18 protein-coding genes and 1 pseudogene are annotated in these 25,159 nt (G+C 65.4%); 17 read left to right on the top strand and 2 right to left on the bottom strand.

Annotated features, from left to right (window positions below):
• Entirely contained in the window at positions 1-642 is a 642-nt protein-coding gene (locus Bsp3421_RS02895) for a CoA transferase subunit B (protein WP_273995312.1), read from the top strand.
• Between the two features lie 70 nt (positions 643-712).
• Positions 713-1,168, top strand: coding sequence for a DMT family transporter (locus tag Bsp3421_RS02900; RefSeq protein ID WP_273995313.1), 456 nt, complete (start codon positions 713-715; stop codon positions 1,166-1,168).
• Between the two features lie 276 nt (positions 1,169-1,444).
• Here Bsp3421_RS02900 and Bsp3421_RS02905 read toward each other — a convergent pair whose 3' ends face one another.
• Together Bsp3421_RS02905 and Bsp3421_RS02910 are read right to left on the bottom strand one after the other, a co-directional pair.
• Positions 1,445-1,774, bottom strand: a complete 330-nt coding sequence (locus tag Bsp3421_RS02905; RefSeq protein ID WP_273995647.1) for a hypothetical protein — start codon at positions 1,772-1,774, stop codon at positions 1,445-1,447.
• On the bottom strand, positions 1,768-4,407 hold the full coding sequence (locus tag Bsp3421_RS02910; RefSeq protein WP_443111409.1) for a glycoside hydrolase family 15 protein: 2,640 nt from the start codon (positions 4,405-4,407) through the stop codon (positions 1,768-1,770). The genes Bsp3421_RS02905 and Bsp3421_RS02910 overlap by 7 nt, the downstream gene beginning before the upstream one ends.
• 91 nt (positions 4,408-4,498) lie before the next feature.
• Here Bsp3421_RS02910 and Bsp3421_RS02915 point away from each other — a divergent pair, with 91 nt between their 5' ends.
• The 15 genes and pseudogenes from Bsp3421_RS02915 to Bsp3421_RS02985 all read left to right on the top strand — a co-directional run bounded on the left by Bsp3421_RS02915 (position 4,499) and on the right by Bsp3421_RS02985 (position 25,145).
• Positions 4,499-4,864, top strand: a complete 366-nt coding sequence (locus tag Bsp3421_RS02915; protein ID WP_273995315.1) for a hypothetical protein — start codon at positions 4,499-4,501, stop codon at positions 4,862-4,864.
• Between the two features lie 4 nt (positions 4,865-4,868).
• Positions 4,869-5,039 (top strand): helix-turn-helix domain-containing protein, encoded by a 171-nt coding sequence (locus Bsp3421_RS02920; RefSeq protein ID WP_273995316.1) that lies wholly within the window; start codon positions 4,869-4,871, stop codon positions 5,037-5,039.
• Positions 5,040-6,960: 1,921 nt separating this feature from the next.
• A complete protein-coding gene (locus Bsp3421_RS02925) occupies positions 6,961-7,860 on the top strand; it encodes a type VI secretion system protein TssA (RefSeq protein ID WP_337995252.1) in 900 nt (299 codons plus the stop codon).
• Between the two features lie 31 nt (positions 7,861-7,891).
• Positions 7,892-8,443: a type VI secretion system contractile sheath small subunit gene (tssB, locus tag Bsp3421_RS02930; protein WP_337995248.1), complete on the top strand. Its 552-nt coding sequence runs from the start codon at positions 7,892-7,894 to the stop codon at positions 8,441-8,443.
• On the top strand, positions 8,440-9,951 hold the full coding sequence (gene tssC, locus Bsp3421_RS02935; RefSeq protein ID WP_273995318.1) for a type VI secretion system contractile sheath large subunit: 1,512 nt from the start codon (positions 8,440-8,442) through the stop codon (positions 9,949-9,951). Before tssB ends, tssC begins: the two co-directional genes overlap by 4 nt.
• A gap of 150 nt (positions 9,952-10,101) precedes the next feature.
• Positions 10,102-10,629, top strand: a complete 528-nt coding sequence (locus tag Bsp3421_RS02940; protein WP_273995319.1) for an Hcp family type VI secretion system effector — start codon at positions 10,102-10,104, stop codon at positions 10,627-10,629.
• Positions 10,630-10,703: 74 nt separating this feature from the next.
• Positions 10,704-11,132 carry a GPW/gp25 family protein gene (locus Bsp3421_RS02945; protein WP_273995320.1) on the top strand — a complete coding sequence of 143 codons (429 nt, stop codon included), beginning with the start codon at positions 10,704-10,706 and terminating at the stop codon, positions 11,130-11,132.
• A 16-nt stretch (positions 11,133-11,148) separates the two neighbouring features.
• Positions 11,149-13,011 carry a type VI secretion system baseplate subunit TssF gene (gene tssF, locus Bsp3421_RS02950; protein WP_273995321.1) on the top strand — a complete coding sequence of 621 codons (1,863 nt, stop codon included), beginning with the start codon at positions 11,149-11,151 and terminating at the stop codon, positions 13,009-13,011.
• Positions 13,008-13,988, top strand: a complete 981-nt coding sequence (gene tssG, locus Bsp3421_RS02955; protein WP_273995322.1) for a type VI secretion system baseplate subunit TssG — start codon at positions 13,008-13,010, stop codon at positions 13,986-13,988. Before tssF ends, tssG begins: the two co-directional genes overlap by 4 nt.
• 2 nt (positions 13,989-13,990) lie before the next feature.
• Complete coding sequence (gene tssH, locus Bsp3421_RS02960; protein WP_273995323.1) at positions 13,991-16,657, top strand: type VI secretion system ATPase TssH; 2,667 nt, start codon at positions 13,991-13,993, stop codon at positions 16,655-16,657.
• Positions 16,648-18,940, top strand: a pseudogene (locus Bsp3421_RS02965) (type VI secretion system Vgr family protein). Before tssH ends, Bsp3421_RS02965 begins: the two are co-directional and overlap by 10 nt.
• Before the next feature lie 13 nt (positions 18,941-18,953).
• The gene (locus Bsp3421_RS02970) at positions 18,954-21,245 is read left to right on the top strand and encodes a type VI secretion system Vgr family protein (RefSeq protein ID WP_273995325.1); all 2,292 of its coding nucleotides are present in this window, start codon (positions 18,954-18,956) and stop codon (positions 21,243-21,245) included.
• On the top strand, positions 21,245-23,470 hold the full coding sequence (locus Bsp3421_RS02975; protein ID WP_273995326.1) for a DUF2169 family type VI secretion system accessory protein: 2,226 nt from the start codon (positions 21,245-21,247) through the stop codon (positions 23,468-23,470). Before Bsp3421_RS02970 ends, Bsp3421_RS02975 begins: the two co-directional genes overlap by 1 nt.
• Positions 23,467-24,537: a pentapeptide repeat-containing protein gene (locus tag Bsp3421_RS02980; protein ID WP_273995328.1), complete on the top strand. Its 1,071-nt coding sequence runs from the start codon at positions 23,467-23,469 to the stop codon at positions 24,535-24,537. Before Bsp3421_RS02975 ends, Bsp3421_RS02980 begins: the two co-directional genes overlap by 4 nt.
• A 2-nt stretch (positions 24,538-24,539) precedes the next feature.
• Complete coding sequence (locus tag Bsp3421_RS02985; RefSeq protein WP_273995329.1) at positions 24,540-25,145, top strand: DUF3540 domain-containing protein; 606 nt, start codon at positions 24,540-24,542, stop codon at positions 25,143-25,145.
• The last annotated feature ends 14 nt before the right edge of the window (positions 25,146-25,159 follow it).

Raw genomic sequence — 25,159 nt, forward strand, 5'->3', positions numbered from 1 at the left:
ATGGCTTGGAATCGTGACCAGATGGCCGCGCGCGCGGCGCGGGAGCTGCAGGACGGCTTTTATGTGAACCTCGGCATCGGCCTGCCGACGCTCGTGGCCAACCACGTGCCGCCGCGGGCGGAGGTGTGGCTGCAGTCGGAGAACGGGCTGCTCGGCATCGGGCCGTTCCCGGCCGACGACGAGGTCGACGCCGACCTGATCAATGCCGGCAAGCAGACGATCACGACGCTGCCGGGTTCGTCGACGTTCTCGTCGGCGGATTCGTTCGCGATGATCCGCGGCGGCCACGTCGATCTCGCGATCCTCGGCGCGATGCAGGTCAGCAGGACGGGCGATCTCGCGAACTGGCTGATCCCGGGCAAGATGATCAAGGGCATGGGCGGTGCGATGGACCTGGTGGCGGGCGTGAAGCGCGTGATCGTGCTGATGGAGCACGTCGCGAAGGGCGACCAGCACAAGATTCTCGACGCATGCACGCTGCCGCTGACGGGCGTGGGCGTCGTGGACCTGATCATCACCGACCTCGGCGTGATCGAGGTGACGCCGGCGGGGCTGAAGGTGGTCGAGTTGGCCGACGGCGTGAGCGTCGACGAAATCAAGACCAAGACGGGCGCGCCGCTCGACCTGAGCGCGATCCGCTGATCATCGCATCGCGGCGGGGGCGTCTCGCGCGCCGGCCCGCCGGATGCCCAACCGACCGATCCTGATCGTCATGCGTGAGCTTTTGTCTTTCGTGGGGCTGCCGTTCGTGGCGATGCTTGCGGGTTCGAGCCTCGTCGTCCAGGCGATTCTCAACGTCAATCTGCGTTCGGGGCTCGCGTCCTGGTCCTGGGCCGCGCTCGTCAGCTATCTCGGCGGCACGGTGATGATGATCATCGTGCTGCTGATCCAGGGCGCGTCGCGGCCCGGCGCGCACGCGCTCGCATCGGTGCCGTGGTTCGCGTGGCTCGGCGGCTTGTTCGGCGGCGCGTATATCGTGCTGTCCATCATCCTGCTGCCGCGCCTCGGCGCGGCGGCGACCGTGGCGTTCATCGTGACGGGGCAGATGCTCACGTCGATGCTCTGCGACCAGTACGGCTTGATGGGGCTCGCCCGGCTGCCCGCCACGCCGCTGCGTCTTGCCGGGGCGCTGTGCCTGATCGTCGGCGTCGTGCTGATGCGGATCTAGCGGCGCGGCGTGTGGCGTGCATCGCGGGCGGCGCGGCACGAGCCCACGCAGCCCGGCCGGTCCGGTCGATCGTGCCCGGCCGCTTCAGTCGGGGCGAAGGCGGCGTCGACGACGGCTTGCAGCGCGGCATCGCCCGGATCCGCGTCCGGCGCGCCGCGCGCGATCCTTCGCGTGGTCCCGTTGATCGGGAAATTTTCGGAATGCCGCGCCGTCGCCTGACGAGGTGCGGCAAAGGGGCATGGAAATCCGCCCGCTTCAAGCCGGCAGGCATGACGATCAACCCGGATTCGAGGGCGGCGGCTTGAGCGGCTGCGCGCCTCGGATGTCGGGCGCGCCACGCTGGGCCTCGATCGGCGGCTGGGTCTTGGCCGGGGTCGCGCTCCACGTGGTTCCCGTCGCAGCGGCCTTCATCGGCGGCAGCGCCTCGACGAGCGATCGACTCGACGGTGGAGCCGACCTCACGGGCGGCGCGCGATCGGACGGAGCGGCCGCTTGCGCGGCTGCCCCAGGCTCCCGAACGGCAAGCACGCCGAAGCGCATCCCCAATGTCGCCGCGCTCAATAGCGCGGCGGCGGCGGCAAGCCGGCGAACACGCGTCTTCACCAGCTCACCTGATCGTTCAGCGTCAGGTTCGCATGCGCCGGCGTCTGCATCAGGCGGTTCGCCGTCAGATTCTCCCAGCTCACGCCGCCGTCCGCGTTCTTGCGGTAATACTTATATTGAATGGTCTGGCCGGCGGGGAGGTTGACGGTATTGCTCCAAACGGGGTAACGAGCCGGGTCGACCGGAATGCCGAGATCCGTATTCCAGTTGCCGAGTGCCGCCACGTTGCCTGTCACGTAGACTTGCTGGCCGAGCTGGGTGCCGGCATTGACGTTGACCGAGACGGCGACCTGTCCGCTTTGCAAGGGGGGCAGGCAAGTGCCGTAGCGCGCGCAGACGACCGACGGCACGTCGACGATGCGTCCGGCCTGAATCGAGGCCAGGAGGCTGATGTATTCGCCCATTGCCCAGTTCAACGGCGCCATCGACCGGGTCGGCCGGCCGGGCGTTTCATTGGCGGGCGTCGTGACCACCCAGTTGTCCGGCAGCGTGGTCGACGTGGGCCATACCTGCTCGGGCAGGAACCCTTCGGGCGTCGTCAGCTGCTTGAGCGTGGACAAATAGGCGCGGCCGGCATCGCCGCGGCCCTGGCGAGCGATCTCGTACATGCCGCGCTCGGCGGTGAAGATCGGCCACAATCGGCCGGCGCCGGTTCCGTCGAAATCGCCGTCGTCGTTATGTTCGCCGTATCCATCGAAGTTGTAGCGGAACCACGCGTTCGGGCTCGGCGACGGCCCGTTCGGCACGCTCAGCGACTGGCCCAGCACGCTGTCGTATACGGCGATCGTATTGAGGATCGTGGGATCGGTCGCGCGTTTCACGCCCATCCGCACCAGCTCGAAGAAGCCGCCGTCGACCACGCGTCGCGCATCGTGGCTTCCGCCGCCGTTCTTGATCGCGAGGATTTGCGCGGCGTCGGGGCCGGCCGTCGGGGCAAAGCTCGCGCGATCGGTGCCGGTTCCTGAACGGTTCGCCGGGTTGATGCGCAGGTAGTAGCGGCCGCTTCCGAACGAACCGGTGCCGGTGTAAGTCCACGCCGCGACGTTTTCCTGCCAGTAGTCGGCCGTCGACAGGTAGCGCGAGGCGCTTGCCGTGTCGTTGTTGCGAATCGCGATGTCGGCCGCCGTGACGAGGCCGGCGATTTCGGCGGCGATCGTGGACGGTGAATAGCCGGCGTTTTCCTCCCAGCGTTCCTGGTAGGTCCAGGGGCCGGTGGCGACGATATAGTCGGCGGCGAGCTTGATCTTGGGCCATAGCGGGTCGGATACGCTCGGGCCGAGACGCCACGCCAGGATGATCGGCATGGCTTGCTCGTCCATCTGGGTGCCTTGCCAGTATGGCCAGCCGCTCACCCAGGCATTCTGCGGAAATCGGCCCACGCGGCTGTAGCCCTGCGGGCAGCCCGACGCGTTGTATTCGGCGATACCGCAGTTGGCGGTCTGTTGCAGCGTATCGAACAGGTAGTTGACGACGCTCGCAGCCGTCGACGTATCGCCCGCCGTCGTCAGCGCGTTGGCGAACTTGAAGAGGTCGCGCGCCCAGACCAGGTGATAGCCGCCTGCGTTGGCGTCACCCTGCGTTTCGCCCCAGGGCGTGCCGATGCCGGCGATCATCGCGCCGTTGCTCTTGTCCTGCATCGTCTTGAGCGTCATGGCGGCAAGATAGTAGGCGGCATCGGCCGTACCGTTTTGCGTCGACAGGCCCGCCGCGTACTGATGCCACGCCGCATCGTATTGCTGCTGCGCGTTCGCGAGATCGCTGCCGAGCACGGCGCCCGCGTCGCCGAGCGCCTGGTCCTGCGTACCGCCAAAGCCGAGCACTACGTCGAACGACACGCGGGTCGCGGTCGGGTCGCCGGTGTCGACCCAGCCCATCTGCGCCACGTTGCCGTTGGTGGCGGACGAGAAGGTCCAGTCCATGGTCTTGTCGGCTCGCCCGCCGAGCAGATCGGTCCAGCCGTCGCTTTGCGCGACGAAGCCGTTCGATGTCATGCGGACGCCGTTGACCACCTTCCACGGCGCGCTTGCCACCAGTGCGGAATAACGGCTGTCGCGGCTGGCAACCAGCGCCGTGCCGGCGCGATAGGAAACCGTCTGTGCGGTGTTGCCGCTCCCGGCATTGTCGAGATAGGGCTTCGACAACAGATACAGATTGAAATCGCCGACCGTGCGGCCGTCGAGCGCCGTGAAGGTGACGCGCTGAACGATGGCGTTGTAGGTCGGGTCCGCGAAGATGACCTTGCGCATTTCCCAGTGATGCGCGCGGTTGCGGACCGTCACTTGCCAACTCATGGTTCGCGCGTCGGTTTGTTGCGCCGAGTAGGCCTGCGACTTTTCCTCGTCGACGAAGGTCTTGCCCGTATCGCCGACCAGGAACTGCAAGTCGACCGATTCAGGGGTGTCGAGCACCGGATAGTAGACCTCGGACAGGATGCCTCGGTAACCGGTGAAGTACACGCGCGACTTTCCGTTGACCGCGGTGCCGAGGAACGACTTGGCCGACGGACCCCGCACGGGTGTCGCGCCCGGCGAGCCGAAGGCTTCGGCGGCTTGCGCCGATTGAGCGGGACCCCCTGCCAGAACGGTCATCGCCGCGGCAAGGGCTGCGCACGCGAATCTGAAACGCCATGTCGCCATCTGTGTCTCCGTGTGGTGGTGTTGAGAGGAGCATGCAGCGATTGATCGGCAAGCGCGTCAAACATAGCGCGTCGGGGCGCGGAAAGATAGCGTGGAAGCCGCAGGCATCGGGCAAGGTTGGATAACGTGCAGCACGCCGCGATTTCTTGCGGAGGCCGAGGTCGTTCTTCCGCTGGATCATGCGGCTGGATGTGCTTTCGAGGCCGGCGGTCCGCGGCTCTGGGTGGAGGGTTCACCGGCAGGCGCACGGGCTTGCCCTTGCATCGGGTTCCAGCCGCCCGACTTCGACATTGCGGCATATACCGGCAAAGACATCGTGCATGTCGTCCGGTATCGCCTTGGTAAATATCTCGCGCCGGTATTTCGTCAAGAAGAACACATGCGCATGCAACAGGAAGATGCGATGACGGTCGTGTCGAATGTCGTGGCTCGGGTTGATCGGTCAACTGTGCAGTGACCCGATGCAATGCCTTCAACCCTTTGCGTTCGCGCTGATGTCGACCGGTGAACGGCGACACGACATGCGCCGCTTTGCCGGGTCGTGCAGCTTCGTCTACAACACGGTGCTCGCGTCGCCGACGAAGAACCGCGAGGCGGGCGACGAGTTCATCGACTGCGTGACCACGGTGTGACACCTGACCGCGCGGCGAGCCGCCGCGACTGGCTGAAGCGCCGCTGCATCCCTTGCGGCATGAGATCCGGGGGAGAGCGTGGGCGTATGAAAACTTCTTCGCCAAACGCGTGGCATTCCCGAAATTCAGGAAGAAGCATCGCGACGGCCTCCGCCACCCTGACGAAACGAATCAAGCCCGATCGGGTGAACAGCCGCATCTTCTCGCCGAAGCTCGGCTTGCTGCGTTTCGAACAATCGCGAGGTGCGGGGTGATCTGCAAAACGCTGTGGTCAGTCCGCCGGTCGGTAAATGGCATGTATTGATGATTCGGATCGAGCGCGAAGTCGAATAACCGATTCCATCGGTTGCCCGCGCAATGGTCATCGATGTGGGCATCGCGCTTCGCCATGAAGCGCGACGGTACGTGTCTCGCACCGTGCGGGTGGCTGAAGCATCGCTTGCGTTCAACCGATTCTTGTCCTTCTCGTCGCGCAGTCACTTCGCTTGGAATCGACGTGTACATGCCAACGTTGGAACACTGCCCCACGACGGTTGGTCTATTCGTGTTCGCGGTGGTTTAACCGCGCCGTCCGACTTGCGTTGTGCAGCGTCGGTACATGCGATGGTGTCAGGTCGATTCATCACGACGTCGAGCGACGAACCGAGGAGCAACAATATTCACGGTTGCCCGAAGCGCCATATCGTCAGGGCACTGCACCTGCGCATCCTTATCGATCCGACCGATTCGAGGCGCGCTTCACGGCACAGGCGAGGAGAGTGGGCCGAGAAAATGTATTCCAACGCGCCTCTATAAGGTCGACGATATGGCGTGTGGTGATGCCTCCGGCTATATCGATCGCTATAACCTTCTCGATCGAGCGGGCGTCGCGAGGGTCGGCGGCGTCTGATGTGGGCCGGACAATCCTGTACGTCCGATGAGGAGAATGTTGAGGGTAAGTAATTTTTTCTTGAAACCATCGTGGCGCGAATATTTTTCCTGATGTGTCGATATTGTTTTTTCCTGGTTGTTGATTGGGTAAAAAAATTCCACCTTGAAATATAATGAGCCGGGTATCGGTAATACAGAATCAATATTCCTGTGTTTCGTACTGAATGGAATCGGTTCCATAGGTGATTTTGCCGATGGCGCGAGGGCTGGTGGTGCCATTGAACGGCCATTTCTGAAGAAATGTGAAATTCTCGTTCGATTTATTTAGCTTGCCATGGGGGAGGTGAACGCTTATATTTGTTGTGTCATAGAGTGAATTCTCTAGACGGAGTGATTCCTGAGAGCGTGCTTGTCCGTAAAAGCAGCTGTTTGTGTGGTGGCTTGCCCGTGATGAGTATGAAGATTTTATGAAGCGAACAATTAATTTCACATCCGTTCTGATTGGGGTGGTGGTGGGTTGATGTCAGTCAAATGAAATAAACTGTATAAATGGTTGTGATGTGGATGTGTTCGCGCGTAAATCGATGCTCGAATGACGCATTGCTTGTGTACAAGCGATGCGTGCACTTTCATTTCCCGGATTGTATTTTTCCTGCATCGAAATGCGCACTGTGCCGTTCTGCGTTCGCGCCATCGTTGCGCCTGATGGCTCGTGGTGTGAAGGCTTTTCGGGCACGATAGTTTAAACATAGTAAAACCTCCATCATTCGTCAAATTATGTTTGATGAAATTTAAATTGCATTAAGGGATGGGCGTGCGGGCTTGATGGTGCTTACGATGCGGTGTGATGGAGGGGGGTGAATCATTTTCCCAAATGTCACGTGGCGTCAGAAAATCAGGGCTTCTTTCAAGCACCAGGACTCCCCGGCCGTGGGGTGTGCAGTCACTATTGCGACTGCAGTACGGCAGCAGCGTTTTCCGACTTCGTTTTTTAGAAATCCTGCTGCCGGTGTGGGGTATCTCGAGGAATGTGATGGACGAGAACATATCAATGCAATCTCCGGGCGTGTCTGACGAATTGGACTTCGACGAAGATTTCATGCGAATCGATGCCGCGATCTGCGAGTACGACGCGATCGGCGCTGCGCCGCAGAGAAAGGGGGAGGGCGCCTTTCAATGGACGTCGATCGAAAAGACCTGCATGACTCTGTTGGCACGGGCGAAGGATATCCGTGTGGCGATCTGGTACATCCGCGCGTGCATGGCGAGAAGAGGCATCGCCGGGCTGGCCGAGAGCGTCAGGGTGCTGGCCGACATCATGAGCCTGCCGGTCGATGCCATTCATCCGCGCGCGTTACCTGGCGAGGCGCCGGGCGACATTCATGCGCTGCACCTGGGCTGGATCTCAACTTCTCAGTTCCTGCATCAGTTCGGCTGCGCCTGCTTCGGCGAGACGGACATTTCCTTGAGTGCGCTGGCGAATGGAGAGGCGGGTGCGATTCTCAAGGATTCCGCTCATAAGGCGTCGACATCGAGCTTTCTTCATCAAATTCAGGATTCCTTTCTAAAGATAAGTGAATCGATGGATGCCGCGGAGCAGCAGATCGACATCACGGGCGTGTTGACTTTGCTGAATCAGGCTCTGTCGCGAATCAGCACGAATGGGCCGCCCGACACGAGCGATGAACCGTCAGTTTCAGCCGTCGAGCCGGTTAGCAACGGCGAGGCGCACAGGAGCGGGTCCAGTCTGGCGACGAGAAAGGACGTGGAGGCGGCACTCGATCGCATCGTCGAATACTTCCTGCTTCACGAACCGAGCCATCCGGCGCCGATCTTCCTGTCGCGGGTCCGGCGCATGCTGGGCGCGGGCTTCGAGGAGGTCATGGCGGAGCTTTATCCGGAAGGGGCGGCGCTGGCAGCCCAGCTCGGGCGCCCGGCAGGGGCCAGGTAATTGGATTTCTTAATTTAGGAGGGCGAATAGCATGGTGCGTCACAAGGATGGTCAGAAATTCATCGGGGAGAGCCGCGCCCCGCGGGTGCAGATCGAGTACGACGTCGAGATCTACGGGTCGCAGAAGAAGGTCGAGCTGCCCTTCGTGGCAGGGGTGATGGCGGACCTGTCGGGCGACAACGTGGAGCCGCTCGGCCCGGTCGAAGATCGTCGGTTCTCGGAAATCGACGTGGAGAATTTCGACGAGCGCATGGCGAAGATCGCGCCGTCGCTGAGCTATCACGTGAAGAACGTCCTGACGAACGACGGCACGCTGATTCCGATCGACCTGACCTTCACGTCGATGGATTCGTTCGAGCCGGCCGACGTGGTGCGGCGCATTCCGGAACTGTCCACGCTGCTCGAAGCGCGCAATCGTCTGAAGGAATTGCTGACCTACATGGACGGCAAGGCCGCGGCCGAGGATCTGATCCACGAGCTGCTCAAGAATCCGCAATGGTCGGACGAGGAGGCCGCCGTTGCCGAACCGGCGCCCACTGCCGGGCCGTCCGGCGATCCGGAATCGAACCAGGAGGTGAAATGAGCACGCTCAGCCAGCTTGAACCGTCCGCCGAACACGTCGTCGTCGAGGAACGCGTCGACGACGACCTGAAGGACATCCTGCGCCGTTCGTTCCGGCCCAGGACCAACGAGGCCGCCGAGGCGGTCCAGAGCGCCGTCGAGACGCTGCTCACGTATGCGCGCCGCAACCGGGTCGTGGTCCGCGAGGACGTCGCGCAGACGATCGAGCAGCTGGTCGCGGAACTCGACAGCAAGATCTCCAACCAGCTGACCGAGGTGTTGCACAACAAGCGCTTCCAGTCGCTCGAGGGCGCGTGGCGCGGCCTGCACTACCTGGTATCGAACACCGACACCAGCGAGAACCTCAAGATCCGCTACCTGAACATCTCGAAGTCGGACCTTGGCAAGACGCTGCGCCGCTTCAAGGGCGTGGTGTGGGATCAGAGTCCGATCTTCAAGATGATCTACGAGCAGGAATACGGTCAGTTCGGCGGCGAGCCGTTCGGCTGCCTGATCGGCGATTACCAGTTCGACCACAGCATGCAGGACGTGTCGATCCTGACCGAGATGTCGAAGATCGCGGCGGCCGCCCACGCGCCGTTCGTGTCGGCGGCCGCGCCGGGGCTGCTGCAGATGGACAACTGGGACGAACTGTCGAATCCGCGCGACGTCTCGAAGATCTTCACGTCGACCGAGTACACGTTCTGGCGCCGTCTGCGCGAGAGCAACGATTCGCGCTATCTCGCGCTGACCATGCCGCGCTTCCTGGCGCGTGTGCCCTACGGGCCGAAGACGCATCAGATCGAGGAGTTCGGTTTCGAGGAAAAGGTCGATCCGAACCGCTCGGAGGATTTCTGCTGGGCGAATTCCGCCTATGCGATGGGCGTGAACATCACCCGCGCCTTCAAGACCTACGGCTGGTGCACGAAGATCCGCGGCATCGAGTCGGGCGGCGCGGTGGAAGTGCTGCCGAAGTTCGTGCTGCCGTCGCAGGACAAGGAGATCGAACTGCATTGCCCGACGGAGATCGCGATCTCGGACCGTCGCGAACATGAACTGTCGGAATCCGGCCTGATGCCGCTCGTGTACCGCAAGAATTCCGACAGTGCAGCCTTCATCGGCGCGAAAACCGTGCACCGGCCGTCGATCTACGAGGACGACGACGCCACGGCGAACGCCAACCTTTCGTCCCGGCTGCCGTATATCTTCGCGACCTGCCGCTTCGCGCATTACCTGAAGTGCATCGTTCGCGACAAGATCGGCTCGTTCAAGTCGCGCGAGGATACGCAGCGCTGGCTCAACGATTGGCTGATGAATTACGTCGACGGCGATCCGTCGATCTCGAGCGAGACCACCAAGGCGCAGCGTCCGCTGTCGGCTGCCGAGGTGGTGGTCGACGAGATCCCGGAGAACCCCGGCTACTATCGCGCGCAGTTTTTCCTGCGCCCCCATTTCCAGCTGGAGGGGTTGACCGTGTCCCTCCGGCTGGTTTCGAAGCTGCCGTCGAGCAAGCAGGAGTCGGGCGCCTGACCGGCGGAAGCCGGTGTGGCCCCGCACTTGTGCGGAGAAGGATAGCTTTGAAAGACCGCTGGACGACGCTGGAACGGAGGTCGGGACGCGGTGACGTAGCACGCACGGTGAGTGTGTTTCATTTCTTGACTTATCTTAGGAGTTCTTAGGATGGCGAATGCATTGGTTGACTATTTTTTGCAGATCGATGGCGTTGAAGGCGAGTCGACCGATCAGCAATATCCCGGCCTGATCCAGATCCAGAGCTGGCAGTGGGCGGAAGAAAATTCGGGTCGCTGGGGCTTCGGCAGCGGCGGCGGTGCGGGGAAGGTCGAAATGAAGGATTTCGAGTTCCGGATGGTGTCGAACAAGGCCTCGCCGAAACTGTTCCTGATGTGCGCGACCGGCGATCACATCGCGAATGCGAAGCTGATCTGCCGCAAATCGGGCAAGGGCCAGCAGGAATTCCTCACGATCACGTTCGCCAGCGGGCTGGTGTCGTCGTTCCGCACGCTCGGCAACATGCCGTTCTCGCAACTGGGCCATGGCAGCGGCGAGGTTGACAACGTGCTGCCGACGGACGAGATCCGGATCAATTTCGCGCAGATCGAGTTCGAGTACCGCGAGCAGCGCAACGACGGCACGATGGGCGCGGTGATCAAGGCCGGCTACGACCTCAAGCTGAACGCGGCGATCTGATCGGCCGCGCGTTTTCTTTTCGAGCAAACCATGGACGTGTGGCGACCTAGGGCGCGACACGCAGGAATACGCATGTGAGCGCGCATCCACTCTACAACAAGCTGTCGAGACGGTTTCGTCGCGACTCGCTCCAGGACATCGTCGGGCATCACCTGGTCGAGTTGATGAACTGTGCATCGCGCGGCGCGCGGATCGGCGTGTCGGACAGCAGTCCGGCTGCCCATTCGGTGCTGAACTACGGTTGCCCGCCGCTGCAGTTGGCGGGCGCCACCCGGATCGATCCGGCGCGTACGGCTTCGCATATCGGCGAGGTGATACGCCGCTTCGAGCCGCGCGTGGACAGCGGGCGGACCGTGGTGCAGCCGAGAGCCGGTGGCGCCCGGCACGCGCCGCAAACGATGTATTTCGACATCTTGACGCTGTCCCGTGACGACGGGGCGGAAATCAGGGTGAGCCTCGCGCTCGACTATCTCAGTGGTTATTTCAGTCTGGTCGGCGAATGACGAACGGCGAACGATCATGAATTTCCTGGACCATTACAACGACGAATTGCGTCAGCTGCGCGACGCGGGGGCCCGCTTTTCGAAGGAGCACCCGCAGGTCGCATCGGCGCTCGGCCTGCATCCGGATGCAGTGACCGATCCGTTCGTCGAACGGTTGCTTGAAGGCGTGGCCTATCTGTCGGCAAGGGTGCAGACGCGCCTCGATCGCGAATGCGCGGAGTTCGCGCAGCAAGCGCTCGGGCGGGTCTGCCCGTTGTTCATGGCGGCCACGCCTGCCATTTCGAGTTTTGCGTTTCACCCGGACCTGGAGTCACCGGAAGCGTTCCGGGGCAGCACGCTGCCGCGCGGTTCGCTGATCTCGGCCCGTCTGCCCGGGCGCAAGCTGCCCGTCACGTTTTCCACCGCGCGCGACGTGACCCTGCTGCCGTTGCGCATCGCGCAGGCCGAATGCAGCCGGAGCCTGAATGGGCTCTCTTCGCAGCTTGCCCAGCAGCTCGCGTCTTCGCAGGCGGTGCTGCGTTTTCGCTTCGAGCTGGAAGGGCTGACGACGGTCGGCGAACTGGGGCGCGGCGACGGCGGCTTCGCGCCGCTGCACCTGAGTCTCGCCGGCGACTTGCCGCGCGCCTATGCGCTGCATCAGGCGCTGCTGGCGTCGAGCAGTGCCTGGTACGCGGTCGTGCCGACTGCGCACGGTGACGAAGTACTGACCTTGCCGGTAACCGGCATCCGCCTGTCCGGGAGCGAGGACGCCGAGGCGCTGCTGCCGCCCGATTTCGGCGGGCTGCCCGGCCTGCGGCTGATGCGCGAGTATTTCGCGCAGCCGACGCGCTTCCTGGGCGTCTATCTCGACGTGCTCGAACGCGTCGCGGCGGTTGATCCGTCCGCGCGCGCCTTCGAGCTGTTCTTCGCGCTGCGGCACGTGCCGACGGGCCTCGTCGGCGAAGTCGAGGCGAGTCAGTTCCGCCTGTTCGCGACCCCGGCGATCAACCTGTACACGAAGCGCTTCGACCCGGTGCCGTACGACCCCAACCTGACCGAGCACTGGATTCCGGTCGACCGCATGGCGCCCGCCGCGCATCACCTGTGGGGGCTGACGGAAGTGCGCGCGTGCGAAAGCAACGGTCACGCCCATGCGGTCCGCTCCGTGCTGGAGACGGGCGGCTATGGCGCGCGCGATGAGGCGGCCCGCTACAGCTTGCGGCGTGAGAATACGCCGCTCGCCGATGGCGCGCGGCGCGATCGCTTCGATCCGCTCGCGAGCCATGACCTGATCGCCGTCTCGACGCTGGGCGAGAACATCGAACTGGACGATATCGCGTCGATCACCGGCAGGGCGCTGGTGGCCGATCGCGACTGGCGGCCGTCGGCGCTGCTCGACGCCGAGCTGAGCCTGCTCGATCCCGTCGCCGTGCGGCGCATCGAGTGCCTGTGGCCCGCCAGTGCGCCGCGCGGCGCGCCGCCCGTCGAAGCGTGCTGGGATGCGACCGCGCAACTCGGCCAGAGTCCGCTCGCGCTGCGGGCCGGGCAGTCGCAGGACGTCACCGCCCGCATCGTCGAGCAATTGCGGCTTGCAGCCGATCGCGACGATGCGCTCGACCGCCAGCGCATCGACAGCCTGCGCTCGGTTCACCTCGGGACGCACTTCATCGCGGCGGGCCGCGCGACGCCGCTCGCGCTGGTGCGGGCGACGCGGGTGGAGATCGACGTCGCGGAAAGCGCCCACTCAGACCGCGGCGGCTGGCTGTTCGGCCGGGTGCTGGCGCAGGCGCTCGGCGAGGCGGCGACGCTCAACGACGGCATCGAGGCGATCGTGCGGCTCGACGGCGAAGCCGTCAGCACCCACGTCAACACGGCCGTCGGCGACGGGAGGCTGCTGTGAGGCTCGCACGCGTTGAGCGGGCGCTGACGCCGCGCCGCACCTTCTTCGAGCTGATGCGCCGCGTCGAGGTGCTGGAGCGGGAGCAGGGCGGGCCGCCGCGGCGCGCGCGGCGCAGCCCCGCGTGGCTGCGCATCGAGCAGTCGGCCGACATGCGCTTCGCGAGCACCGAGGTGGCGAACGTGACGGTCGAGCAGACCCGCTTCGTCGACGCGGACGATCACCCGCAGGTGAGCGTCGTGCAGCGGCATTTCGGCCTGTTCGCGCCATTCGGTCCGCTGCCGTTGCACGTGACCGAACACGCCATGCAGGAGAAGCGTTTCGAGCGCAACGCGGCGTTCGAGCGCTTCGTCAACGTGGCCTGCGGCGATCTGGCGTGGCTGCATTACAGCGCCTGGTCGGCGATGCACCCGGTACTGGGCTACGAGCGTGCGCGCAATCCGTTCGTCGAACGGGTCACCACGCTCGCGAATGCAGGCCGCGGGGCGGATATCAGTTCGCAGGATCGCGATGCCCAGGCATGCCGGGCCGCGTTTCCGGGTATCTACTGCGCGCCGCGGCGCTCGCTCGGCGACCTGCGGCGGATGCTGGCCGGCTACTTTCGCGTGCCGCTGCGGATCCTGCCGCGCCACGGACGCTGGATTCCGGTGCCGCCGGCTCCGCGCGGCGGTCGGCGGCTGGGCGGCTGGCGGCTCGGCGCGCGGATCTGGGATGTCCAGCATTCGATGGAGATCGTGATCGGCCCGATCGAGGCCGAGGAGTTTCACCGTTGGCAACGCCGGTCGGCGGCCGTGATGGCGGTATGCGCGGTCGCGACGGACTTTGTGGACGGAAGGATCGACCCTGTCATCAAGGTCGAAGTACGAACGCGCCCTGAGCTGGCGGGGAAAGTCGGGCGCATGCGCATCGGCGTCGATGCGTGGTCGCGGCCGGATCATGCGCTGCGCACGCTGACTATCTACGAATCTTTTCGGAACTAAACGTGAATCGGGAACGTATCTTCAACTGTCTCGGCCGCACGACTTATGCGGCTTTGGTCGACGCCACGGTGCTGGGCCGTTCGCGCCGTCATACTTTCATCGACCTCGATCACTGGGCGTTGTGCCTGTTGCAGCGCGAGCAGAGCGATCTGGCGAAACTGTTCGCCGAATGGGGCCACGACGTCGGCGATCTCAAGCGCCGGCTGGAGAAGGCGCTCGATACGTTCGACGTGGGCGGCGATTCGCTGCGCGACATTTCCGCGTCGCTGGAGCGCAGCGTGGGTCCGGCCGTGATCTGGAGCCAGGTCGCCGCGCCGTCGGGCAAGGTGCGCTCGGGCCACCTGCTGCTGGCGTGGCTCGACGACGATGTCACGCGCCGCTGGCTCCAGCAGCGCTGTCCGCAGGGCCTCACGTCGGTCGCGATCGACGAGGTCGTGAAACGCTACGAGGCGTTGGCCGCCGGGTGGCCTGAGGCGATCGAGAGCCCGTCGTCGGGTGACGTCGATGCGTCCGTCGACGCGGCGGCGCCGGACGACGCGCTCGCGAAATGGGCGACTTGCCTGACCGATCAGGCGGCGCGTGGCGAGCTGGATCCGGTCGTCGGTCGCGACGACGAACTGCGCACCGTGATCGACGTGCTGTCGCGGCGTCGCCAGAACAACCCGATCCTGGTCGGGGAGGCGGGCGTGGGCAAGACGGCCGTGGTCGAGGCGCTCGCGCAGAAGATCCACGCGGGCGCGGTGCCGCCGGGGCTGCTGGGCGCGCAGGTGTGGGCGCTCGATCTGGCCCGTCTGCAGGCGGGCGCGGGCGTGCGCGGCGAGTTCGAGCAGCGCCTGAAGACGCTGGTCGACGCGGTGATCGCCGCGCCCGCGCCGATCATCCTGTTCTGCGACGAAACCCACACGCTGATCGGCGCGGGCGGCTCGGCGGGCACGGGCGACGCCGCGAACCTGATCAAGCCGATGCTCGCGCGCGGGCAGCTGCGGATGGTCGCGGCGACGACGTGGTCCGAGTACAAGCAGTACATCGAGCCTGACGCGGCGCTCGTGCGGCGGTTCCAGGCGGTGCCGGTCGAGGAGCCGGACGACGCGGCGGCGGTGGGCATGCTGCGGACCATCGCGTCGCGCTTCGCCGAGCATCACGGAGTGCATATCGTCGATGCGGCGCTGCGCAGCGCGGTGGCGCTGTCGCGCCGCTACCTGCCGGCGCGGCAGCTGCCGGACAAGGCGATCGGCCTGCTCGACACGGCCTGCGCGCGGGTGGCGATGAGCCAGCGCTGCGCGCCGGCCGAACTGGAACGGCTCGGGCAACAGGCGCAGGCGATCGGGCAGACGCTCGACTGGCGCGCGAGCGACCGGCGCATGGGGGTTTCGACACCCGGCGACGAGGCCGAGCTGGAGACGCAGCGCGACCATCTCGTGCAAGAGGCGCGCACGCTCGAAGGCGTGGTCGCGACCCAGCGCGAGGAAGTCGGCGCGTGGCTCGCGCGGATGCGCGCGTCGGCCGAGGAAACGGGAGACAGCGCGGCGCTGGCGGAAGCCGATCGCTGGGTGCGGCCGTGGGTCGACGAGCATGTGATCGCGGAGGTGCTGGCGGAGTGGACCGGTGTTCCCGTCGCGCAGCTGGCGCAGGACGAGGCGCAGCGGATCGTCGATCTGGAGCGCGCGCTCGGTGCGTCGATCCATGGGCAGGCGGACGGCATGCGGGCGATCGCGCAGGCGCTGCACCTGTCGCATTCGGGTCTTGGCGATCCGCATCGGCCGCTCGGCGTGATGCTGTTCGCGGGGCCGACGGGCACGGGCAAGAGCCAGGCCGCGGCGAAGCTCGCCGAACTGCTGTTCGGTGGCGAGCGCAATCTCGTGCAGTTCAACATGAACGAATTCCAGGAGGCGCACACGGCGTCGACGCTGAAGGGTGCGCCGCCGGGCTATGTCGGCTACGGCAAGGGCGGCCGGCTGACCGAGGCGATCCGCAAGAAGCCGTACAGCGTGCTGTTGCTCGACGAGTTCGATCGCGCGCATCCGGACATCCACGAAGTGTTCTATCAGGTGTTCGACCAGGGCTGGATGGAGGACGGCGAAGGACGTCGCATCAGCTTCCGCAACAGCCTGATCCTGCTGACCACGAATCTGGGCGATGCGGAGATCGAGGCGTCGTGCAAGGCGGACCCGCAGGTGTCGCAGGCGAAGCTCGCGGCGCGGGTGTACGAGCGGCTGCGCGAGCGGTTCTCGCCGGCGCTGCTCGCGCGGATCCAGGTGGTTGCGTTCCGGCCGCTCGATGCCGAAGCGCTGACGGGCATCGCGGGCCAGGCGCTCGACGAGATCGGCGAGCGGCTCGCGCAGAACGGGCTGGACTGGCGCGTGGACGAGGCGGTCGCGGGCTGGGTGGCCCGGGCGGTCGCGCAGCACCCGGCCAACGGTCGCGCGGTGCGCGACCTGCTGCGCCAGCATGTGCTGCCGGCGGTGGCGCGCGGCGTGCTCGCCGCGCGGGCGGAGGGCAGGACGCTGCGCAGCGTGCGGCTGTCGGCCGGCGACACGTTGTCGCTTACGTTCGACGATGACGATGCTGACGACGCGCTGGTGGGCGTCGCCTCGGACGACCCTGCCGTATCGCATGAAACCGACGCACCGAGCCACGCCGGATTGGAAGGAGAAGCAGCATGCGCCTGATCGAATTGCGCAGCGACGTGCTGGATCCGGGCAGCATCGCGCTGTCCCTGACGGCCGACGAACGCCTGTCGCGCGAACCGTCCTATCGTCTCGACCTGTTGAGCAGCGATCCGGAACTGGACCTGGACGCGTTGCTGGGGACGCCGCTCGAAGCGGACATCGACCTCGGCAACGGTGCGGTGCGCACGTTCAGCACCTATGTGTTCGGCGGCTACGACACGGGGCAGTTGAGCGGGCAGTACACCTATACGCTTGAATTGAAAAGCTGGCTGTCGTTCCTGGAGGAGAACCGCAACAGCCGGATCTTCCAGAACCTGACGGTGCCGGAGATCGTGGAGCAGGTGTTCCAGGGGCATCAGCGCACGGACTACCGGTTCGATCTGGAAGGCAACTACGAGACGCGCGAATATTGCGTGCAGTTCCAGGAGAGCGACCTGAACTTCGTCAAGCGGCTGCTGGAAGACGAAGGCATCTATTTCTGGGTCGAGCACGAGACGGATCGTCATGTGGTGGTGCTGTCCGACACGCAGCGTTTCGCCGATCTGCCGGCGCCGTATGGGCAGCTTGAATACCTGCCGGACGGCGAGGAAGCGCGGGCGATCCAGGGGCGCGAGGGGGTGCAGCGCCTGCAGCGGACCCGGCGGGTGCGTTCGAACAACGTCGCGCTGCGCGACTTCAACTACTGGTCGCCGTCGAACCGCTTGGACAGCGATGCGCAGACAGCGCCGGAACCGGCGCTGTCGGGCGTGCAGCTTCAGTACTACGACTACGCGTCGGGCTACCAGGACGTCGAGAACGGCGAACGTCTCGCGCGGCTGCGGCTGGAGGCGTTCCAGGCGGATGCGCACGTGCTGGTCGGCGAGTCGAACGCACGGGGCCTGGCGACGGGCCAGGCGTTCACCTTGACGGGCTCTCCGGCGCTGAACCGGAATCGTCGCTACTACGTGATCGGCAGCGAGTTGTCGTTCGTTCAGGACGGCCCGGACAGCACGTCGCAAGGCCGCAACGTCGCGGTGAAGTTCCGCGCGCTGGCGGATGACCAGCCGTATCGGCCGCTGCTCGCGACGAAGCGCCCGGAGGTGCCGGGCATCCAGAGCGCGACGGTGGTGGGGCCGGTGGTTTCGGAGGTGTACACGGACAAGCTGGGCCGGATCAAGGTGCATTTCCACTGGGACCGCTACAAGACGACGGAAGCGGACGCGTCGTGCTGGATCCGCGTGTCGCAGGCGTGGGCGGGCAAGGGGGTGGGGCGTGATCGCGATGCCGCGGGTCGGGCAGGAAGTGGTGGTGACCTACGTGGACGGCGATCTGGATCGGCCGCTCGTGACGGGGATCGTCTACAACGGCGAGAACCCGACGCCCTACGATCTGCCGAAGGACACGCGCTACACGGGCATCGTGTCGCGCTCGACCAAGCTGGCGGGGCAGGCGCAGAACGCGAGCCAGCTGACGTTCGACGACCAGCGCGGTGCGGAGCGCGTGATGATCCACGCCGAACGCGACATGCAGCAGACCGTCGAGCGCAACAGTTCGACCGCGGTCGGTCAGGATCAAAACCTCACGGTGAAGCGTACGTCGACGTCGGTGATCGGGATGACGCTCAGCTATACGGGCATCGCGGTGTCGTACACGGGCCTGTCGGTGGGATACACCGGCGTGTCGACATCGTTTACCGGGCTCAGCACGTCGTTTACCGGCGTCAGCACGGGCTTTACCGGCGTGTCGACCTCGTTTACCGGCGTGTCGACCGGCTTTGTCGGCGTGAACACGTCGTTTACCGGCGTCAGCACGGGCTTCACGGGCGTCTCGACGTCGATGACCGGGATGTCGACCGGCTTGACGGGCTTGAGCAATTCGGTCGTCGGCATCTCGAACAGCATGACGGGGATCTCGTCGTCGCTGACGGACGTCAGTACCTCGGCGACGGGGCAGTCGCAGAGCATGACGGGCGTGTCGCTGTCGTTCACGGGCACGTCGACGGGCATGACGGGGGTGAGCACGTCGGTGACGGGCACCTCGACAAGCATCGTCGGCACGTCGATGTCGAATACCGGAAGCTCGATCGGCATCACCGGCACCTCCGTATCGACCACGGGAAGCTCGACCAGCGTTACCGGTACGTCCATGTCGACCACGGGGAGTTCGGTCAGCCAGACGGGATCGAGTGTTTCAGAAACAGGCAGCGACGTATCGGTCACCGGTTTCAGTTTCTCGTATTCGGTGGCTCAATACTCCGACAAGGGCTTCGATCTGAAGGATTACCTCATGAAGTTGCTCAATTGATGGGAGCGTCTGTATGCGTCTGATCGAATTACGCAGCGACGTGCTGGATCCGGGCAGCATCGCGCTGTCCCTGACGGCCGACGAACGTCTGTCGCGCGAACCGTCCTATCGTCTCGACCTGTTGAGCAGCGATCCGGAACTGGACCTGGACGCGTTGCTGGGGACGCCGCTCGAAGCGGACATCGACCTCGGCAACGGTGCGGTGCGCACGTTCAGCACCTATGTGTTCGGCGGCTACGACACGGGGCAGTTGAGCGGGCAGTACACCTATACGCTTGAATTGAAAAGCTGGCTGTCGTTCCTGGAGGAGAACCGCAACAGCCGGATCTTCCAGAACCTGACGGTGCCGCAGATCGTGGAGCAGGTATTCCAGGGGCATCAGCGCACGGATTACCGGTTCGATCTGGAAGGCAACTACGAGGCGCGTGAATATTGCGTGCAGTTCCAGGAGAGCGACCTGAACTTCGTCAAGCGGCTGCTGGAGGACGAAGGCATCTATTTCTGGGTCGAGCACGAGACGGATCGTCATGTGGTGGTGCTGTCGGACACGCAGCGTTTCGCCGATCTGCCGGCGCCGTATGGGCAGCTCGAATACCTGCCGGACGGCGAGGAAGCGCGGGCGATCCAGGGGCGCGAGGGGGTGCAGCGCCTGCAGCGGACCCGGCGGGTGCGCTCGAACAACGTCGCGCTGCGCGACTTCAACTACTGGTCGCCGTCGAACCGCTTGGACAGCGATGCGCAGACAGCGCCGGAACCGGCGCTGTCGGGCGTGCAGCTTCAGTACTACGACTACGCGTCGGGCTACCAGGACGTCGAGAACGGCGAACGTCTCGCGCGGCTGCGGCTGGAGGCGTTCCAGGCGGATGCGCACGTGCTGGTCGGCGAGTCGAACGCACGGGGCCTGGCGACGGGCCAGGCGTTCACCTTGACGGGCTCTCCGGCGCTGAACCGGAATCGTCGCTACTACGTGACCGGCAGCGAGCTGTCGTTCGTTCAGGACGGCCCGGACAGCACGTCGCAAGGGCGCAACGTCGCGGTGAAGTTTCACGCGCTGGCGGACGACCAGCCGTATCGGCCGCTGCTCGCGACGAAGCGTCCGAAGGTGCCGGGCATCCAGAGCGCGACGGTGGTGGGGCCGGTGGTTTCGGAGGTGTACACGGACAAGCTGGGCCGGATCAAGGTGCATTTCCACTGGGACCGCTACAAGACGACGGAAGCGGACGCGTCGTGCTGGATCCGCGTGTCGCAGGCGTGGGCGGGCAAGGGGTGGGGCGTGATCGCGATGCCGCGGGTCGGGCAGGAAGTGGTGGTGACCTACGTGGACGGCGATCTGGATCGGCCGCTCGTGACGGGGATCGTCTACAACGGCGAGAACCCGACGCCCTACGATCTGCCGAAGGACACGCGCTACACGGGCATCGTGTCGCGCTCGACCAAGCTGGCGGGGCAGGCGCAGAACGCGAGCCAGCTGACGTTCGACGACCAGCGCGGCGCGGAGCGCGTGATGATCCACGCCGAACGCGACATGCAGCACACCGTCGAGCGCAACACCTCGACCGCGGTCGGCCAGGATCAAAACCTCACGGTGGAGCGCACGTCGACCTCGGTGATCGGAATCAAGGTCAGCTATACCGGGATCTCGGTGTCGTACACGGGTTTGTCGGCGAAATTCACCGGCGTGTCGGCGTCGTTCACCGGACTCAGCACGTCGTTTATCGGTGTCAGCACGGGCTTTACCGGCGTGTCGACCTCGTTTACCGGCGTGTCGACCGGCTTTACCGGCGTGAGCACGTCGTTTACCGGCGTCAGCACGGGCTTCACGGGCGTCTCGACGTCGATGACCGGGATGTCGACCAGCTTGACGGGCTTGAGCAATTCGGTCGTCGGCATCTCGAACAGCATGAAGGGCATTTCGTCGTCGCTGACGGACGTCAGTACCTCGGCGACCGGGCAGTCGCAGAGCGTGACCGGCGTCTCACTGTCATTCAAAGGCGTGTCGACAGGCATGACCGGCTCGGATACGTCAGTGACCGGCATGTCGACGAGCATCACGGGCACGAAGATGTCGAGTACCGGAAGCTCGACCAGCATCACCGGTACGTCGATGTCGGCCACGGGTGCGTCGATAGACACCAAGGGGATGAGCGTCTCGTCGACAGGAAGCACGATGAGCACAACGGGCACGAAGTTTTCGACAACGGGCAGCAAGATCTCGCATAAGGAATTTTCATTCTCGTACACCGGCATTGAATACGCGGACAAGCGTTGGGATCTCAAGACCTGCGGCATGGAGAAAAACAACTGATGCCGCTTCGCCACATCAAACCTCAAGCCGCGCTCGTCGCGACGACGCGCACCCAGATCGGCTCGACCCCGATGCTGGCGATCAGCGTCGGGGTGGGATTCCGGCTCACCGACCCGGCCATCCTCGTCCACGAAACCGCGGTCTGGGAAGCATTGAAGGCGGCGGCGCCGTCGGTGCCGCTGACCGAGGCGGCCATGCCGAAACGCTGCGCGGAGTGGCTGCTCGCCGGGCATGCGGTGCAGCGCGCGCCGGCGGGTGCTGCCGGACGCGCGATCGACTGGGCGGCCTGGGTCGAACTCGACGGCGTGCGCAAGACCGTGTCGTGCCGCGCGACGGTCGACGAACAGGCGCAATCCGCGGGCCTCGTCCGGCTCGCGATCGATCCGACCCGGGCGGCCGCGGGCCGCTCGCGCGAGAATCCGCTCGGCGTGGCGTCGGGTTCCGCGCCGCTGCAGCGCGTGAGCGCGCTCGGCGTCGGACCGGATCCGCTCGCCGCGATGGGCGTGCTCGGCAGCGACTGGCCCGAGCGCCACCAATGGATGCCGAGCCGGCCGGGCACGGTCGAGGCGATGGCGCGCGACGGCACGCACATGGGCTGGCCGGAGCACGTCGACCTGCGTTACTTCCAATTGGCCGCGCCGGATCAATGGTCGCGCCACGACAGCTGGACGCCGGGCGCCCGCTTCGAACTCGGCGGCTTCGGCGAGCGCGGCGAAGGTTACGCGGGCACGCTGCCGCGCCTCGCGGCCGTGGCGCTGACGACGCGCACGGATCGGCCGGGCTTCGAGCAGGTGCCGCTGCGGCAGCAGACGGTCTGGCTGCTGCCCGACCACGACCTCGGCGTGCTCTGGTGGAACGGGGCGGTGCAGACCGACTACGTGCTCGACGACAGTCCGGCCATGCTCGTTGCCGCGTTCAAGGATGCGAACGAGCCCATCGACGCCGACATGCTGATGGCGTTCGCGGCGCGGCGCGCCGACCTGACCCAGGTCGACCTGCTCAAGCACGCCGACGAAGTGCTGATGCCGGCCATCGAGCGGAACTGGGTATGGGAGCTGATTCTCGCCAGGACCGACCATCCGCGTTTCGCGCCGCCGCCGCGCACGCGGGAGGAAGTCGGCGCCCGCCTCGCGAGCCATCGTCAGAGTCTCGTGGACGCGCAGCAGGGGCGAGCCCGATTGCAGGCCTTCAAGGAGGAGGCGCAACAGATGGCGCCGCCCGTCGTGCCGCCGGACGGCATCGACTGGCGGCAGCGCTTCGATCAGGCAGACAGCAAGGCGCTGTCGGACGTGACGATCCGCGGGGCCGACCTGACCGCATTGCGGCTCGATGGCTGGCACTTCGAAAACGTGCGGTTCGAAGCATGCCGGCTCGATCGCAGCACCTGGCGCCATTGCCGGCTGGTGAACGTGTTTGCGGTCGACTGCGGATTCGCCGATACCGCGTTCGACGATCTGGCCTGGACGGGGGGCGCGATGACGCGCGGCGAGCTCGCGCGCAGCGCATGGCGGGATGTCGTGCTGGAACAGCTCCACCTCGAAGACTGCGGACTCGACGATCTGTCGGTGGCGGGCGGGTCGTGGTCGATGGTGTCGGTGAAGGGGCGCGGCGGGTCGGGCGGCGTCGTGGAGGACACCCGGTGGAAGAGCGTGGCCTGGAACGGCGTAAAAGCGCCGCGCTGGACCTGGAACCGCATCAGTGCCGACAGCCTCGGATTGGTCGAGTGCGACATGGTCGGCCTGACGCTGTCGCATTGCACGCTGCGGAAGTCGAGCGCGTTGCTGAGCGATCTGTCCGCGGGCACCTGGCGCAAGAATGTGTTGTCGCTCGTCGTGCTGTCGCACGGCACGTCGATCGATCGCACGGTCCTGTGCGACTGCTCGTTCAAGTCGTCGAGCTTCCAGAACCTGCATGCGGCTTCCGTGCAGGTCGAGCACTGTTCGTTCTTGCAGTTCAATGCGCAGCACATGAAGGCGGAGCACTCGAGCTGGACCTGCACACTGCTCGACGGCGCGAACGTCACGCATGCCCACCTGAGCGGCGCGTCGTTCGACCGCTGCTCGCTCAAGGAGACGATGCTGTACGGCGCGGACATGCGCGAGACCCGGATGCGCGACTGCAACCTGATCCGTGCGCGCACGTCGTGGGCGCATCTGCCCGAAGCCGGCGCGTGGCGCGGCAACCTGAGCCTCGGCCTGCTCGAGGTACCGAGGAGGGAACAATGAACGAACCGCGCGAGCCGGTCTCCGCACCGGCCTTGCCCCGCGTGATCGAGGGGCGGCACTACACCTCGTCGCATCACGGCCTGGAACTCGCGGACGTGATCTACCGAGACTGCCATTTCGACCGGGTGACCTGGGCGGATTGCCGGCTCTCCAACCTGCATTTCGTCAACTGCCGCTTCGACGCGAATCGCTTCGTGCGCAGCGCGCTGACGAAACTCGTCCACGAGAACTGTCAGATCGTCGAGACGGAGTGGAGCGATTGCGTGCTGCGCGGCATGTCGCTCGACGGCAGCGGGATACGCGACGCGGTCTGGTCGAAGGGCGTCTTGCAGGACGTGATCTTCGTCAAGACCAGCGGCGCGTCGCTGCGTTTCGACGCGGTGCGCGCGGCGCACGTGTCGTTCATCGCGGGCGAGCTGACGAACGTCGAACTGAACGGCGGCCACTGGACCGATGCGTCCTGGATGAGCCTGCAACTCAATGGGCTTCAGGTGCGCGCGAGCCGGATCGACAACTTCATCGTCGGCCAATCCAGTTGCGCGGCGTGCGAGCTCGATGCTTGCACCGGCATCAACGTGCGCTGGATCGATTGCCGGATCGATCGGATGAACGTGCGTGGATCGGCGCTGAACCAGGCTGCGTGGTCGCACAGCACCTGGTCGGGCGGCGGGATCGAGGCAAGCCGGTTGCCGCTCGTGAGTTTCGATTGCGCGAAGCTGAGCCGGGTGACCGTGCGGGACGCGGCGATGCCCCAGGCGATCTTCGATAGCGCCCAGGTGCAGGACTGCGAACTTCAGGGAATGCATGCGCCGCGCGTCTCGTTGCGCGATGCGCAGCTCGCGCGGGTGCAACTGGACGCCGCGCAGCTGGCGGGACTCGATGCGCGCGGCGCGACGCTCGACCAGGTCGGCCTGAACGGCGCGGATTGCCGGGCGGGGGTGCTGGTCGGCCAATCCAGGCAGGTCTGGCGGGCTGCGGACACGCAGCAGGCGATGTTCGACGATGCAGTGTTGGAAGAAGACCGCCAATGGCGGCAACGCGCCCAGCCGGGCGCCAGAGGAGTATGACGATGATCGAGACTCGAATGGTTCGTGAGCGGCAGGTCGAATCCAGCGAAGACGAGATGCCGGAACCGATGCGCACCTTGCTGAAGCGAAGCGCCGCGCCGTTCTCGCCGGGCGCGGCGGGACGCATGTCGATCGGCCGTGTGACGGGCGCGGAGTCCGACGGGCTGTGGCGCATCGTCGTGGAGCCGGGTTGCGCGCTGTACGCCCGCGCGGCGATCAGTTGTGTCGTCCGGCCGCAGCCGGACGATCTGGTCCAGCTCTATCAGGCGGCGGGCGGATGCTGGGTGCTCGCCGTTCTCGAACGGCGCGGCGACGCGGCCGATGTCGTGCTCGATTTCGGCGCGGCCGGGGTCCTGCTGCAAGCGCAGGACGTGCGCGTGCAGGCGCGCGACCGGCTCGCGCTCGAAGCCGTGCAGCTGTCGAGCCGCGCGGAGGTGATCACCGAGGCCGCGGCGGAGCGCCACGCGCACGTCAGCGGCACCGACGCCACGCATGCCGGCAACACGTTCGTCCATACCGAGGGCCATCTGGGCATGCACGCGCAAAGCGCGGTCGTGACGGCGGAAGCCCTGCTCAAGATGGACGCCGGCCAGATTCACGTGGGTTGATGCGATTTACGCTT

Origin of the sequence: Burkholderia sp. FERM BP-3421, from assembly GCF_028657905.1 — a bacterium.
GTDB lineage: Bacteria > Pseudomonadota > Gammaproteobacteria > Burkholderiales > Burkholderiaceae > Burkholderia.